The organism is Arenibacter sp. F26102 (assembly GCF_023015865.1).
GTDB lineage: Bacteria > Bacteroidota > Bacteroidia > Flavobacteriales > Flavobacteriaceae > Arenibacter.
On sequence record NZ_JALKBC010000001.1, the window covers coordinates 455,940 to 473,162 of the forward strand.

Genomic DNA, 17,223 nt, shown 5'->3' on the forward strand with positions numbered 1-17,223 from the left:
TTTGGAATTATGAACACTCAACTATAACTAAATGAATAGATTATTTCAATTCGTAGCCATAGTATCACTATTCGCGGCCTGTTCCCAAAAATCGGGGCCCAATGCCTTGGTGATGCCAGTGTCCAATACTATTGAAGTAAATGAAACGGATAGTAATGATTCCATTTTGCTTAAGGCGGCGCACGTTGTGCCAACTCCAAACCAGTATTCTGCTTTACGGAACGAGTTTATAGCTTTTATTCATTTTGGCCCCAATACTTTTACTAGAATGGAGTGGGGAAATGGTATGGAGGAACCAAGCATATTTGATTTGCAAAAATTGGATACCGACCAATGGTGCAGGGCCATGAAGGATGCCGGGATGAAAATGGTAATTTTTACCGCCAAGCACCACGATGGTTTTGTATTATGGCAAAGCCGCTATACGGAACATGGGGTAATGTCTTCGCCATTTAAGGAAGGAAAAGGTGATGTCCTTAAAGAATTGTCCGAATCCTGTAAAAAATACGGTCTTAAATTAGGGGTGTACCTTTCCCCTGCCGATTTGTTTCAAATAGAAAATAAGGATGGACTTTATGGAAATTTAAGTGAGTATACCGAGAGAACAATTCCACGGAAAGTGGAAGGAAGGCCCTTTGAAAACTCTAGCACTTTTACCTTTAAGGTAGACGATTACAATGAGTATTTCTTAAACCAATTGTTTGAATTACTTACGGAATATGGGCCTATACATGAAGTTTGGTTTGATGGTGCACACCCGAAAAGAAAGGGCGGTCAGACTTATAACTATTTGGCATGGAAGGAATTGATAAAAGCTTTGGCGCCAAAGGCGGTTATTTTTGGAAAGGAGGATATTCGCTGGTGCGGAAACGAATCTGGTGGTACTAGGGATACGGAATGGAATGTGATTCCCTATCAGGAAGACCCCAATCAAATGAACAGCTTTCCAGATTTAACTGATGAGTCTTTAGGAAGTAGGGACGACCTTTATAAGGGAAAATATCTTCATTATCAACAGGCAGAAACCAATACTTCTATTCGCGAAGGCTGGTTTTACAGGGATGACACGGATCAGAAAGTCCGTAGTACAGATGACGTATTCGATATGTATGAGAGATCGGTTGGTGGGAACTCTACTTTTTTGTTGAACATTCCGCCCAATAGGGAAGGTGAGTTTTCGCCTAGGGATGTTCTGGTGTTGGAAGAGGTTGGGCAGCGGATCAGCGAGACCTATGGGGGTAACTTGCTATCGGGTGCAAAAGGACCAAATGAGGTCTTGGACAATGACCTAAGTAGTTTTCAACTTATAGGCGATGATGCCAATGAAATTATCATTGAAACCCCGAAGCCGATTACCATTAATAGACTTGCCATTCAAGAGGCTATAGACACCCACAGTGAACGGGTAGAAAAACATGCCTTGGATGCCTGGGTGGACAATGCCTGGAAAGAAATTGCCACGGCCACCAATATTGGTTATAAGCGAATTTTACGATTCCCGGAAGTTACTACCCAAAAACTGCGGATTAGAATCTTGGAATCGCGCTTTTATCCTGCTATAGCACACATTTCGGCACATTATTACAAGGCAAGGCCGCCACAGCTCAGTATCGAAAGATCGGTAGATGGTTCTGTAACAATATCGCCCAAAAAGGACAATTTTGGATGGAAACCCCATGGGGAAGATATAGCGGGAAACATAAATTCTGGTTACAAAATTCATTATACTACGGACGGTAGCGAGCCCACCTCGGCCTCTGCAATTTACAATGAAGCTTTTAAAATACCTTCAGGAGAGGTGAAGGCAGTAGCAGAAGTGAATGGACAATTGGGCAGTATTACTTCACAGCTTTTCGGAATTATCAAAAAGGATTGGAAAGTCCTTGGAGTGGATAGTGTTGACGGGGAATATGCGGCTAAAAATGCCTTTGATGGCAATCAAAGTACATATTGGAGTTCCGCTGCAGGTTCTAAAGCACATTATATCAATATTGACCTTGGAAAAGAATACGCTGTAACCGGATTTACCTACACGCCTCAAACTTCTTCATCCGAAGGGATGTTGGCAAGGGGTGTCGTAAAAATTAGTTCGGATGGAAAATCGTGGAATAACGTTACGGATTTTCGCTTTGGAAATTTAATAAACGATCCTACGACCAGAACCCATATGTTCCAGTCTAAAATAAGTACCAGATATATTAGAATTGAATCCAAGGAAATTGCCGGTAATGGGAAAACTGCAGCCATTGCGGAATTGGATTTTTTATTGGATTAAGAGTTTGGCTAAAAATTTCTTTTAAATAGTTAATGAAAAAAATAGCGCTATATAATTTTGTATTTGCCTTATCCTTAATAGGGTGCTCACCAACGGTATCCGATATTTATATAACTTCCAATGTGGAGGAATTTAATAATGGAGAATTGGTTTTTAGTTCTATCGAAGAAGGAGTTAATACCGTGGCTCAACTAAGAAAGGAAGGCGTTAAAAATGCCCTGACCATACACTTGATGGAGGGCGATCATAGAATAAGTTCGCCCATAAGGATCAAACCAGAATTTGGACCTTTGAAATTGATAGGGGAAGGGGTGGAACAGACAGTGGTAAAAGGTTCCAAAGTGCTTAATTCCAAATGGGAAAGGTTCAATGATCATATTTTTGTAGCACAATTGCAGAAGGAGGACAGTTTTGATCAGCTATTCGTTAACGGAAATAAACAAATATTGGCACGTTACCCCAATTATGACGAAAATGGTGGACATTGGCAGGGTCATGCCGAAGATGCCATATCCCCGGAAAGAATAAAAACCTGGGCAAATCCTGTAGGAGCAATAGTGCACGCTATGCATAGTGGTGAGTGGGGAGGATTTCATTACGTTTCCACAGGGGTTGATGAAAATGGAGAGCTTATATTGTCAGGAGGGCACCAAAATAATCGGCCATCAAAAATGCACACCAAGTATCGTATGGTAGAAAATGTATTCGAAGAATTGGATGCTCCAGGGGAGTGGTTCTTGGATAAGGATTACCGACTATATTATTGGCCCACCGAGGGAAGTGATCTTGGCAATGCCTTGATGGAAGGGGTGCAATTAAAGCATTTGGTGGAAGTTGTAGGTACTGAAGAAAATCCGGTTTGGGACATTGAAATAAGTGGAATAAAATTTGAGCATACGCAGCTCACTTTTATGGAAGAATATGAGCCATTGCTAAGAAGCGATTGGACCATATATAGAGGTGCAGCCATTTTTCTTGAGGGGACCCAAAAAATGAGTATCAACAACTGTGAATTGACTAATATGGGCGGTAATGCTATTTTGGTTAGTAACTTCAACAGGGATGTGGCAATTACCGATAATCATATTCATGAATGTGGGGCATCGGGCATCAGTTTTGTGGGTAGTCCCGAAGCAGTGAGATCACCTTCGTTCCAATACAACGAATTTGTTCCCTTAGCGGAAATGGACACAGTTCATGGGCCAAAATCAAATAAGTACCCTAGTAATTCGACGGCAGATAATAATCTCATTCATCGCACCGGAAGAGTGGAAAAGCAAACGGCTGGCGTACAGATTGCCATGGCCATGGATATTACCGTAAGCCGCAACAGTATTTATGATGTTCCCAGGGCAGGAATCAATATTGGTGATGGCACTTGGGGCGGACATATAATTGAATACAACGATGTTTTCAGTACTGTACTGGAATCCGGAGATCATGGAGCATTTAATTCATGGGGTAGGGACCGATTTTGGCATCCAAAGCGCGACACTTTAAATCAAATTGTAACAGCTAATCCGGAGATGCCCAAATGGGACGCCATTCACACTACGGTCATAAGAAACAATAGATTTCGCTGCGATCATGGCTGGGATATAGATTTGGATGACGGATCCTCCAATTATCATATTTACAACAATGTGTGTTTAAATGGGGGAATTAAATTGAGGGAAGGATTTTTTCGCACCGTGGAAAACAACGTCATGATAAATAATGGCTTTCACCCTCATGTATGGTTCAAGAATAGTGGAGATGTATTTAAGCACAATATTGTTTTTACCGAGCACAAGGATATACGATTACAGGATTGGGGCAAGGAAGTAGATTATAATCTTTTTCCGGATGAGCAAACCTTGTTGAAAACCCAGAGTAAAGGGGTGGATCAAAATAGCATTTTCGGTGATGCCCTGTTTACTGATGCGAAAATTGGGAACTATTCAGTAAAAGAGAATTCACCAGCCTTTAAAATTGGATTTAAGAACTTTGATATGGATAGCTTTGGAGTTGCCAATACTTCCCTAAGGACCTTGGCCGAGACTCCTGCTATACCTGCTATGTTTTTTGGCACTACTAGCGAAGAGTCAGCTACATTCAATTGGTTGGGCGCTAAAATTAAAAATATAATTACCATGGCAGAACGTTCGGCCTCCGGTCTCGATAAGACTGCCGGAGTTCTTATTCTATCTTTGGAAAAACAAAGTGTTGCAGGAAACTCTTTACTTCAGGTGGGGGATGTTATAATAGGAGCTGAGGGAGCTGAAATTAATACGGTGGCCGACTTAATGAAGTCTTATCAGAATAATAATTGGAAAGGCAAATTGAATCTTATTATATTTAGAAATCAGAAGGAAAAGGAATTATCCTTATCAACAAAAAAATAAAGACCAAGCCGTATGAAGCCATTGTATAAATATATATTAATTGCCTTGTTAATCGGTGGAGCAGTCTACGGTCTCAGTTTTAGAGGTTCGGCGGAAAAGGAAAAGCGGCCTAATATTATATATGTTTTGGCGGATGATCTTGGCTATGGAGATATTAGTCTCTACAATCCGGAAGGAAAGATCAGTACGCCTAACCTGGATGCTTTGGGTGCGGCGGGAATGAAATTTACGGATGCCCATACATCTTCTTCGGTATGTACCCCTACTCGCTATGGAATAATTACCGGGAGGTATAATTGGAGAAGTCCAATAAAAAGTAGTGTTCTTACGGGTAAATCCAATGCTTTGATTCCAAAAAACAGAACTACTGTAGCCTCTTTGCTAAAAAAGGAAGGCTATGAAACGGCATTTATTGGAAAATGGCATTTGGGATGGGATTGGGCACTAAAGGATCCTAAAGTGGAATCTGGGGAAGGTTGGAACCCAGAAGATTTTGATAATATAGATTTCTCCAAGAAAGTAGGCAACTCTCCCAATACCCTTGGTTTTACGTATTCATATGGGCACTGTGGTTCATTGGATATGGCTCCATATGTGTATGTGGAAAATGGAATGCCTACCATGGTGCCGGATACGGTTACCGAAAGTAAGACTAAATATGGATGGTGGAGAAAGGGACCCACGTCCGCCGATTTTGTTTTTGATGATGTTACCCCTAACTTTTTTAGAAAATCCTTTAATTATATCAAGAATATATCAAAAGGAAAGGATCCATTCTTTTTGTATTTGGCGCTACCATCGCCCCACACTCCAATTCTCCCTACGGAGGAATGGCAAGGAAAAAGTGATTTAAATCCTTATGGGGATTTTATGATGATGATCGATGCTTATATGGGACAATTGGCGACGGTGATAAAGGAAGCGGGAATCGAAGAAAATACCCTTGTTATCTTTACGAGCGACAATGGGTGTTCCCCTGCGGCCAATATTAATGAAATGATTGCAAAGGGGCATAACCCAAACGGAATTTTAAGAGGTCATAAGGCCGATATTTTTGAAGGAGGACATAGAGTTCCCTTTATGGTAAAATGGCCAGCCAAAATCAAGCCCAATTCTAAATCGGGTATAACCATTTGCACAACCGATTTAATGGCTACTTGTGCCGAAATAGTAGGAGTCGATTTGGAAGATACAGAAGGGGAAGATAGTTTTTCAATGATGCCTTTGTTTAATGACCCCAATTCCAAAGAGTATAAGAGAGAGGCTACTGTGCATCATTCCATCAACGGAAGCTTTGCGATAAGAAAGGATAATTGGAAAATGATTTTTTGTCCTGGATCTGGTGGATGGAGTGATCCCAAACCAAATTCGGAAGGGATAGGGGATCTTCCCAAATTTCAGCTGTACGACCTAAGTAAGGATCCCCAGGAAAAGAATAATGTTTATGGTCAGTTCCATGAAGTGGAAAGTGCAATGACTAGATTAATGGTCTCCTATATAGAAAACGGGAGAAGCAATCCAGGGGAAAAGCAAAAGAACGACAAAGAAGGATACGGAAGTAAGGATTGGAAGCAATTGGAAGTGTTTTATAATTGATTTAAAAATTGCTTACTTTGAATGTGCATTTTATCAAATTGGAAACCAGAAGCAAAAATTATATATAAATAGTAACTCAATAAATAGGAACAAATGAAACTAATAAGATTTGGAGAAATAGGTAAGGAAAAGCCGGGTGTTCAATTGGAAAATGGTACCCGATTGGATGTATCTGCCTTCGGAAGGGATTACAATGAGGATTTCTTTGGAACAGATGGACTTGAAAAATTAAAAAAATGGTTGGCAGAAAATGAAAGTAGCTGTCCTAAGGTGGGCGACAGTGTTCGTTTAGGAGCTCCTTTGGTTAGACCCTCAAAAATTGTTTGCGTTGGTCTAAACTATGCAAAACATGCAGCTGAAAGCGGTATGGCAGTGCCTAAGGAGCCAGTATTGTTCTTTAAGGCTACTTCTGCCATAGTAGGACCTAATGATGATGTTATCATTCCAAAAGGAAGTGAGAAAACGGATTGGGAAGTAGAATTGGCAGTGGTAATCGGTAAAAAGGCATCATATGTTTCGGAAGAAAATGCATTAGATCATGTTGCCGGATATGTGCTGCACAACGACTACAGTGAGAGAGCCTTTCAAATAGAACGTGAAGGTCAATGGGTGAAGGGTAAAAGCTGCGACACATTTGCACCGGTTGGACCTTTCATAGCTACAAAAGATGAAATTAAAGATCCCAATAACCTGAACTTATGGTTAAAATTGAATGGGGAAAAGGTACAGGATAGTTCTACTTCAGATTTTATCTTCAATGTGCAAGAAGTAGTGAGTTATATTAGTCAGTTCATGACCCTATTGCCAGGGGATATTATTTCAACAGGGACTCCTTTTGGAGTGGGGCTTGGATTTAATCCACCTAAATACTTAAAAGCAGGAGATGTGGTAGAATTGGGAATCGAGGGACTTGGTAGTTCCAAGCAAACTGCAAAGGCCTATAGCGGGAAATAACATTCATGTAAATTAATTAACCGACCAACCAACCCAATAAGCATGTTTTCCAAATTCCATGTAATCATTTTGTGCCTTATAGCTAACTTGTATGTCTGTACTACGTATGGACAGGTGTTGGAGTGGACCGAGATTGAAAATGGAATTTGGAAAGCCAGTGTTGGGGATCCAGAGGATATTAGTTTGTTAAAGGCAGTTGATGTGCGGCCCAAGGAGGATGCACTTAGTAAATTGCCTTTAGCAAATTTTCCTTTTGAAAAGGATAAAATTAAAACCAAGGTCATCGATGGGAAGACATATTTGCAATTTCCTTTATCAAGGGAGGAGCAAATATATGGTTTGGGACTCAATTTCAAGACAGTACACCAGAGAGGCCGTATAATGCAATTGCATGTGGACCATTATGGTGGCAGGGATGATGGGCGTACCCATGCCCCGGTTCCTTTCTATGTTTCCTCAAAAGGGTACGGGGTTTTAATTGATGCCGCCAGATATATTACCGTTTATGCCGGGACAGGTGTCCGGGTTGATGCGGATGACAAACCCGTACTACATGATAGGAATACCGATCGGCAATGGCAGGCGCAACCTTATTCCGATGCCGTGGAGATTTTGGTACCTGCCAAGGGGACCGATGTTTATATTTATGGAGGTTCTACGCCTATGGAGGCTGTACAACGCTATAATTTATTTAACGGAGGTGGTTATATTCCTCCCAAATGGGGCCTTGGATTTACCCAAAGAGTTCCAACACTCTATAGTCAGTACGATATTATTAAGGAAGCCAAAGAATTTGAAGATCACGATTTTCCCTTAGATTTTATTGGTGTGGAGCCAGGTTGGCACAGCATGTCCTATCCCTGCACCTTTGAATGGGACAAAACACGGTTTCCAGATCCGAAAAAATTCAACAATGAACTGCTTGACCAAGGTATTCGTACCAATTTGTGGTTGAATCCTTATGTGTCCCCTATAGGTTCCTTATATCCTAAATTAAAAGGTCTCTCCGCTTCGCATACGGTTTGGAACGGAATAGTGCCCGATTTGATGCTTCAGGAAACCCGTGATATTTTTAAGGCACACTTTGTTGAAAATCATTTAAACATAGGGGTCAGCGGTTATAAAATAGATGAGGTTGATGGTTATGACTTTTGGGTGTGGCCAGATGTAGCTACATTTCCCTCTGGGTATAGTGGCGAACAAATGAGGCAGGTCTACGGCCTGCTGATCCAGGATATGACCGCTAAATGGTTCAAGGAAAGGAATCAGAGAACTTATGGTCTGGTAAGGGCTTCCAATGCTGGAGCCAGTTCATTGCCCTATGTGATTTACAACGATTATTACAGTCATAAGGATTTTATAACAGCCTTGGTAAATAGCAGTTTTATAGGAGTGTTATGGACTCCCGAGGTACGGGCTTCAAAAACGGCTGAAGAGTGGTTGCGTAGAATGCAATCCGTTTGCTTTTCACCCATGGCCATGCTGAATGCATGGGCGGATGGTACCAAACCTTGGTCCTTTCCCGAAGTCGAAGCTGCCGTTAGGGACGTGGCCAATTTAAGGATGCAGTTATTGCCGTATATCTATACCACCTTTTCCCAATATCATTTTGAAGGCTTGCCTCCATTTAGGGCCATGAATTTGGTAGATGGCTTTTCCTATGACCAGAAGGTAGCCGAAGGGGAATTGGACTCCACGGACAATCCTTATAAAGTTGCCATTAAAAGTGAAATTAAGGATCAATATATGATGGGCGATAATATTTTGGTGGCCCCAATGTTCGAAGGGGAAAAGGAGAGAAAGGTTATCCTGCCCAAAGGGAAGTGGTTCGATTTCTACGACGGTAAATTAGTAGGTGAAAATGAAGTGATTACAGTAGCTCCCGGTTTGGAAAAAATTCCATTGTTTGTAAGGGATGGCGGAATTGTTCCCATGAGACCTATTCAAAGACAGGCTCCTAGGAAGGGAGAAAAGGTAGACTTGATCATTCGTCATTATGGAATAAAGGATGGGGAGTTTACACTTTATGATGATGATGGCTTAAGCTTCGATTTTGAAAAGGGCCAATATTCAAAAGTCGGTATTCAAGTGAAAAGGGATAAAAAAGGAAACCTAAGAGGTACTATAGGCAGTCCGAAAAAAGGGAAGCCTTATGGCTACAACAAAAAAGTAATTTGGGAATTTAAAACGAAATAGAATCCTGTTCAAAAAGGGTTTGATATATAATATGGTTAGGAGGCTGCTACAATTTATACTATTTGGGTTATTTATAATCACAGAATCAGCTGGTGCTACCCTTCAGGACCCCATCAAAATTGCTTGCGTGGGGAACAGCATTACTTATGGTTCAGGTGTGGCCAATAAGGATAAAAATGCTTTTCCAGCACAATTGCAATCCATACTAGGCAATCCATATGAGGTAAAGAATTTTGGGGTTAGCGGGTGTACACTCTTAAAATTGGGAGACAAACCGTATTGGGAAACTGAAGCTTATTCAAATGCATTGAAATTTAATGCGGATATCGTTTTCATAAAATTGGGTACCAATGACAGTAAGTTGCAGAATCGTGTTCATATAGACCAATTTGAGGCGGATTATATTGAGTTGATCAATAGTTTTAGAAAAGAAAATAATAAGGCTCGGATTGTTCTATTGCTTCCAGTTCCTGCATTTACCACGGATACCACAGGAATTTGGAACAATGTTATCAAAAATAAGATTACTCCCCTTACCCGTTCGGTTGCCTATAAGACCAATTCGGAAGTATTAGATCTTTACCAGTTGTTTATAGATCAACCTGGTTTATTGCCGGATATGGTACATCCTTCTTCCTTAGGTGCAACGTTGATTGCAAAGCGGTTATATGAAACTGTGGTTCAAAAGGAAATTGTACCTATAGATTTTTCAAAATCCAATGATGTAAAGGTTTTGGAAACCTCAAATTTTTATGGTTATCCTCTTACTAATTTTGAATTTAAGGGTGCCTCATGCAAAATTGTACGGCCCAAGAAAGTGGCACCTGGAGCACCTTGGGTATTGCGGGCAAGATTTTGGGGACATGAGCCGCAAACTGATATCGCCTTGTTGGAAAGGGGATTTCATATTGCTTATTGCGATGTCGCCAATTTGTTTGGGGGTCCCGAAGCAATGAAGCGGTGGGATGAATTTTATAAACTAATGACCCAAACAGGACTATCAAAAAAGGTGGTTTTGGAAGGCATGAGTAGAGGTGGATTGATAATATATAATTGGGCCGATAAAAATCCTGAAAAAGTTGCCTGTGTCTATGCTGATGCCCCTGTATTGGATGGCAAGAGCTGGCCTGGAGGTTTGGGAAAGGGTATGGGGAGTAGCTCGGATTGGGAGGCATTTAAAAAGGTTTATTCACTCAAGACGGAAAAGGATATCCACAATTTTAAAGGGAATCCCATACACAAAATAAAAGCTATCGCTAAGGGAGGTTATCCCATGATGCACGTGTGTGGAGCAGCGGATGATGTAGTGCCCATTGATGAAAATACAAAGCTTTTTGAAACTGGAATCAACGCCCAAGGGGGCACAATAGAAGTGATTTATAAGGAAGGTATTGGGCATCATCCCCATAGTTTGGAGAACCCTAATCCGATTGTCGATTTTATCTTAAGGGCAACTGATCAAAAGTTGAATTTTGCAACAATACTGGCCCCTTCGGCAGAATATAGATCTGCCGCAGGGTGGAATGAAGGTAAAGATTGGTGGGCCCAGGCCAATGATATTGATTCCTTGTGCCTGGCATCAAAAGAAATTGATTTACTGCTTATTGGGAATTCCATTACCCAAGGTTGGGGTGGAAAAAGGCCTAATGTCACTTATGCCCCAGGTAAAGAAGCAGCAGATATTTATTTTAAGGATTTGAATTGGATCAGTGCTGGTATTTCAGGGGACCGATCTGAGCAGATTCTATATCGCTTAAATAATGGAAATTATGAAACTGCCCAGCCAAAGGTAGTTGTGCTGGCCATTGGTGTCAATAATTTTGGGGAAAATACAGCTGCGGAAATTACATCGGGTATACAAAAGGTATTAGAAGTAACCAAGGAAAAATTTCCCACTTCCACAAAAATAATGCTATTCGGTCCTTTACCCACTGGATTGGATCCAAATAGTGATAGAAGGGAAAAATACAATAAAATTCACTCTTTGATCAAGGGTTTTGGTGACGACAAGAATGTATTCTATCACAATGTAATTAGTGATTTTGCTGATGGAAAGGGGTTTTTAAGAGCGGATCTATATTCCCAGGATGGTATTCATTTATTGCCGGAAGGGTATAAAATATGGGCAAAATATATCCAAGAACATATTAATCTAACTAAATAGTAAATTCATGAAAAAGATAACTCTTCTAGTACTTTGGATGTGGGTTGGGAATACTTATGGCGAAATTTGGCTTCCTTCCATTCTTTCGGATAATATGGTACTCCAACAAGAGTCGAACGTTACTATTTGGGGATGGACCACGGCTACCAGTGAAGAGATAACGGTTTACGGTACTTGGAACAATGAAAAAGTGACCACCAAAGCTTTTCAAGGGGTTTGGTCATTGCAATTGCCTACACCCAAGGCCGGAGGTACATACAGTGTACTTGTAGAAGGCCACGAGAAATTGGAGTTGAGGAATGTACTAATAGGGGAAGTATGGTTGGGTTCCGGACAAAGCAATATGCAATGGACCCCAAAACATGGTTTGGACAATGCGGAAGAGGAAATAAAAAACGCTGATTACCCGGAAATACGTTTCTTTCAGGTAGCGCAACAAATATCGGACAGCCCCCAGGACCAACTAAAGGGTAAATGGGAGGTTTGTACCCCTGAAACTATGGCTACGTTTAGTTCTGTAGCTTATTTTTTTGGCAGGGAATTGCATCAAAACTTGGGCATCCCTGTTGGTGTTATCAACTCCAGTTGGGGAGGAACGCCAGTGGAGGTATGGTTGAAAAAGGAATTGATTACTGAAGATGCACAATTAAAAGAAGCCTCGGAAAAACTGAACGAGGTTGCCTGGTGGCCCAGTAATCCGGGCTTGGCCTATAATGCCATGATTCACCCGATTACTAAATTCAATATCGCAGGTTGTATTTGGTACCAAGGGGAATCCAACAGGGTAGACCCGGTTTCCTATTATAAATCCTTTCCCTTGATGATCGAATCATGGAGGGAGGAATGGGGAAAGGATCTGCCATTCTTTTTTGTGCAGATAGCCCCATATAAATATGACGACCCAATGGACACGGATGCGGCACATGTAAGGGATGCGCAATTGTATACTATGCAAAATTTGGACAATACGGGTATGGTGGTTACCAATGATATTGGGAATTTGGAAAATATACACCCCACCAATAAGCAGGACGTTGGTCACCGTTTGGCACTTTGGGCCTTAGGTAAAACCTATGGAAAGGAAATGGTGGAATATTCAGGACCGGTGTATAGGTCGAAGAAAATTAAAAATAAAAAAATTGTCCTCAGTTTTGATTATGCCGAAAAGGGCTTAATGCAAAAGGGCACGGACTTACGCGAGTTTTTTATTGCTGGGGAAGATGGGGCGTTTTTTCCCGCCAAAGCCAAAATTAGGGGTAATACGGTAGAAGTGTCTTCCTCAAAGGTAAAAAAACCAGCAGCGGTTCGGTTTGCTTTTACCAATGGGGCATTGCCTAATCTATTTAATTCAGCTGGCTTACCGGCTTCCGCTTTTAGAACGGATGATTGGGAATTCAAATAATTTAAATCGCTTGGTTTTTAAACATGAAGAGACTAATTACCTCTTTATTAACTATGACGATTGCGACAAATTTTGCGCAGGCGCAATCACAGGACATTGAATTGCAAAATGAGCAAATGATGCAATGGTTATAAGACGCCAAATTTGGTATTTTTATTCATTGGAGCTTGTATTCCGTAAATGGAATAGATGAATCCTGGCCGTCATTGCGGTTATGCTGATTGGTAAGGTAGATATATCGCGAGGATGGTGCGGTAATAGTAAGTAATTAAGTCATTGTAAAAAATATAAGGATGAAAGGATATTTATTGGGGTGTTTCATAGTAGGACTTCTAAGCTTTGGCTGTAAGGACAAGGTAATGCCTAAAAATGTTGATGTACCCACCACCCCCAATATTGTACTTTTTTTCGTGGATGATATGGGCTGGCAGGACACTTCAGTTCCATTTTGGAGTGAAAGAACGCAGTATAATAATCTTTACCAAACCCCAAATATGGAGCGATTGGCAAAAGAGGGGATGAAATTTACCCAGGCATACAGCACTGCGGTATGTTCACCGACCAGGGTAAGTCTAATGACAGGCATGAATGCGGCCAGGCACAGGGTTACCAACTGGACATTGTACAAGGACAAATTACAGCCTATGGAAACGAACCACAAGACCCTTCAATTTCCAGAGTGGAACGTAAATGGGTTAAGTCCGGTTAAAGGTGTAGAAAAAGCGGTATATGCTACTCCCTTGCCTCAGGTATTGAAGGAGGCGGGCTATGTTACTATACATTCCGGAAAGGCTCATTTGGGGGCCATTGGTACCCCAGGGGAAGACCCATTGAAACTTGGTTTTGAAATAAATATAGCAGGCCATGCTGCCGGAGCTCCTGGAAGTTATTTGGGAACCGAAAATTTTGGGAATGGTCAGGAAGAAAGGAAAGTATGGGCTGTTCCTGGACTGGAAAAGTATCATGGCAAGGATATATTTTTAACGGAGGCCATAACCCAAGAGGCAAAATTGGCCATGGATTCCGCCTTGGAAAAAAACAAACCTTTCTTTTTGTATATGGCACATTATGCCGTTCATACCCCCATAATGGCAGATAGCAGATTTGTTCAGAAATATTATGACAAAGGTCTGGATTCCACAGAGGCCAAATACGCTGCTTTGGTAGAGGGAATGGACAAGAGTTTGGGTGATATTATGGACTATCTTGATAATAAAAAGATTTCGGACAATACTATTATCCTTTTTATGTCGGATAACGGCGGACTTAGTGCTGTGGCCAGGGGAGGGGAAAAACACACCCATAACAAACCTTTGAGCAGTGGAAAAGGTTCAGCCCATGAAGGCGGGATTAGAGAGCCAATGTTGGTAAAGTGGCCAGGGAAAATTAAACCTAATTCGGTAACCGAACAACAAGTTATTATTGAAGATTTCTATCCTACTATTTTGGAAATGGCAGGCGTAAAGAATTATGAAACGGTGCAAAAGGTAGACGGAATTAGTTTTCTGCCAACGCTTTCCGGGAACATTAGGGGTAATACTAGACTATTATTTTGGCATTATCCCAATGAATGGGGGCCATCCGGACCGGGAATCGGAGCTTCCAGTAGCACTAGGGTGGGCGACTGGAAATTTATATATTACTACATAGACGGAAGTATTGAGTTGTTCAATATCAAGGAGGATATTGGGGAAACCAGAAATTTGGTAAAAGAGCAGCCGGAAAAAGCAAGGGAGTTGGCCAAGATATTATCGGATTACTTAAGGAAAGTAAATGCCCAGATACCTTCCAGAAAAGATACAGGGGAGCAGATTGCCTATCCGGATGAGATAATAAATACTTACAAAAGCTAAAAGGAATATGAAGTTAAGATTGTTTGTACTTTGTTGCTTTTGTTTTGTTTCGGCTTTTGCCCAAAATGGGGAAGACGACTTATACTTATTCGATAACTTCGGAAGAGTGTCCGGTGACAACATTTTTAAAACGGACGGATACTTTAATTGGGGAAGTTCCATAATCAAGGAAAGGGATGGCAAATACCATCTATTTTATTCCCGCTGGAAAAAACAATACGGGTTTCATGGTTGGCTTACCCATTCGGAGATTGCCCATGCCACCAGTAAAAGTCCGGCCGGGCCATGGAAATACAAGGAAACAGTGCTCCGTGGCAGTGGTCAGGGTAACTGGGATGCCATAACAGCTCATAACCCGAAAATCAAATATTTTGAAGGTAAATATTATTTGTACTATATAGGGACCAATATGGGTGGAATGGATTATACCGATGGGGAATTGGTAGAAACCGCCAAAACAGGTTATACCCATCCCAATTGGAAAATATTACGTCCCAACCAGCGTACGGGGGTGGCGGTGTCAAATTCCTTGAACGGACCCTGGACGAGAATGGACAAACCTTTGGTGGAACCCTCTGGGCCCATTAGCACACTTACGGTTAATCCGGCTATTGACAAGGGCAAGGATGACAAGTATTATTTGATTATAAAAGGGGATAAGCCCTTCGAAAAAAGATTTATCAGGAACCAGGCGGTAGGGGTTTCGGAACATCCTGATGGCCCTTTTAAGATTCAGGAGAAACCGGTAATAGATTATATGGACACCGAAGATATGTCTATTTGGTACGATGAAAATCGAAATAGGTTCTACGGCGTTTTCCATGCCCATAATTATATTGGCTTGGTGACTTCGGTAAATGGAACCGACTGGGAAAAGGCCAATGAGTTTGTTCTTAAGAATAAAGAAATTTTATTGGAAGATGGTACGGTCATCGGGCCTGATAGAATGGAACGTCCCTTTGTTTATCATGAGAACGGCCAACCAAAAGTATTGTCAGTAGCGGTCAAGAAAGGGGAGGAATCCTATACCGTTTTTATACCCATTATTGAGAATGAACTCCCGGTCCCCAACAAGCGGCAATTGGCTTGGCAGGAGGCAGAGCTAGGCGTAGTGTTTCATTATGACCTGCATGTGTTTGATGGGGAAAAATATGGGCAGGGAAACAATAGAATCGATCCGGTAGAAGACTATCAAATGTTTAATCCTGAAAAATTGGACACCGATCAATGGGTAAAGGCGGCAAAGGATGCCGGCGCCAAATTTGCCATTTTAACGGCTACCCATGAGACCGGTTTTGCATTGTTTCAATCCAAAGTAAACCCATACAGCGTTAAAGCTTTAAATTGGAAAGATGGTAAAGGGGATGTGGTGGCAGATTTTGTGGCCTCATGCCGAAAGTATGGAATAAAACCAGGTATTTATCTTGGGATTAGATGGAATTCGTTTTTGGGGGTGCACGACTTTAAAGTAAATGGAGAGGGCAATTTTAAGAAGAATCGACAGAAATGGTATAATAGGACGGTAGAGGGAATGGTAAAGGAAATTTGTACCAATTATGGGGAATTGTTCGAAATTTGGTTCGATGGTGGTGCCGATCATCCAAAAAATGGTGCCCCGGACGTTTTGCCCATTGTAAGGCAGTACCAACCAAATTGTTTGTTCTATCATAACGGGCAATTGGCAGAAGCCAGATGGGGAGGATCAGAATCGGGAACAGTTGGGTTTCCCAATTGGTCAACCTTTCCATACAGGGCTACAGGAGCGGGAGAAAGTGCCAAGAAGAATATAGGGGAAAACAATTTTCAATTGCTGAAAGAAGGGGATGCCAAGGGTAAGTATTGGGTACCTGCCATGGCCGATGCCCCATTAAGGGGATATAACGGCCGACACGAATGGTTTTGGGAGCCTGGGGATGAGGACCATATATTTCCCTTGGATAATTTAATGGATATGTACTATAAATCGGTTGGAAGAAACGCCACTTTAATAATAGGCCTTACCCCTGACCCGGACGGACTAATTCCAGAAACGGATGTGCAACGCTTAAAGGAATGGGGAGATGAGATAAAAAGAAGATTTTCCACTCCTTTGGCCAGTACCAATGGGAAGGGAAATCGGTTGGAATTAAGATTGAAGGAACCCATGGAAGTAAACCATGTAATACTTCAGGAGGATATAGCAAAAGGAGAAAGAATTAGAAAGTATCAAATTGAAGCTTACGCGGGAGGTCACTGGATTACCTTGGCCAATGGGGAGAGCATAGGAAATAAAAGAATTGAGAAATTTGACACTATAAAATTAAGTAGATTACGAATAAAAATTATAGATTCGGACGGTTTAGCACAAATCAAGGATTTTAGTGCCTATTTCGTTGCAGAAAAGGACTTTAAATAAAGAA

At 41.4% G+C, this 17,223-nt stretch carries 9 protein-coding genes and 1 pseudogene; all 10 read left to right on the forward strand.

Translation table 11 applies throughout. From position 1 onward, the window contains the following. Positions 1-31: 31 nt before the first annotated feature. On the forward strand, positions 32-2,275 hold the full coding sequence (locus MWU78_RS01830; RefSeq protein WP_246994414.1) for an alpha-L-fucosidase: 2,244 nt from the start codon (positions 32-34) through the stop codon (positions 2,273-2,275). 32 nt (positions 2,276-2,307) lie between these two features. Then, positions 2,308-4,659, forward strand: a complete 2,352-nt coding sequence (locus tag MWU78_RS01835) for a PDZ domain-containing protein (RefSeq protein ID WP_246994416.1) — start codon at positions 2,308-2,310, stop codon at positions 4,657-4,659. Positions 4,660-4,671: 12 nt separating this feature from the next. After that, a complete protein-coding gene (locus MWU78_RS01840; RefSeq protein WP_246994418.1) occupies positions 4,672-6,255 on the forward strand; it encodes an arylsulfatase in 1,584 nt (527 codons plus the stop codon). Between the two features lie 93 nt (positions 6,256-6,348). Beyond that, the gene (locus MWU78_RS01845; RefSeq protein WP_246994421.1) at positions 6,349-7,209 is read left to right on the forward strand and encodes a fumarylacetoacetate hydrolase family protein; all 861 of its coding nucleotides are present in this window, start codon (positions 6,349-6,351) and stop codon (positions 7,207-7,209) included. A 42-nt stretch (positions 7,210-7,251) separates the two neighbouring features. After that, the gene (locus MWU78_RS01850) at positions 7,252-9,405 is read left to right on the forward strand and encodes a TIM-barrel domain-containing protein (RefSeq protein ID WP_246994423.1); all 2,154 of its coding nucleotides are present in this window, start codon (positions 7,252-7,254) and stop codon (positions 9,403-9,405) included. A gap of 127 nt (positions 9,406-9,532) precedes the next feature. Next, positions 9,533-11,569, forward strand: coding sequence for a GDSL-type esterase/lipase family protein (locus MWU78_RS01855; protein ID WP_246994425.1), 2,037 nt, complete (start codon positions 9,533-9,535; stop codon positions 11,567-11,569). A gap of 7 nt (positions 11,570-11,576) precedes the next feature. Further along, a complete protein-coding gene (locus MWU78_RS01860; protein WP_246994427.1) occupies positions 11,577-12,971 on the forward strand; it encodes a sialate O-acetylesterase in 1,395 nt (464 codons plus the stop codon). A 140-nt stretch (positions 12,972-13,111) separates the two neighbouring features. Continuing rightward, positions 13,112-13,192 (forward strand): annotated as a pseudogene (locus MWU78_RS22535) (hypothetical protein); the annotation flags it as partial. A 72-nt stretch (positions 13,193-13,264) separates the two neighbouring features. Next, positions 13,265-14,824, forward strand: a complete 1,560-nt coding sequence (locus MWU78_RS01865) for a sulfatase (RefSeq protein ID WP_246994429.1) — start codon at positions 13,265-13,267, stop codon at positions 14,822-14,824. Between the two features lie 7 nt (positions 14,825-14,831). Then, positions 14,832-17,219 carry an alpha-L-fucosidase gene (locus MWU78_RS01870; RefSeq protein WP_246994431.1) on the forward strand — a complete coding sequence of 796 codons (2,388 nt, stop codon included), beginning with the start codon at positions 14,832-14,834 and terminating at the stop codon, positions 17,217-17,219. Positions 17,220-17,223 lie beyond the last annotated feature (4 nt).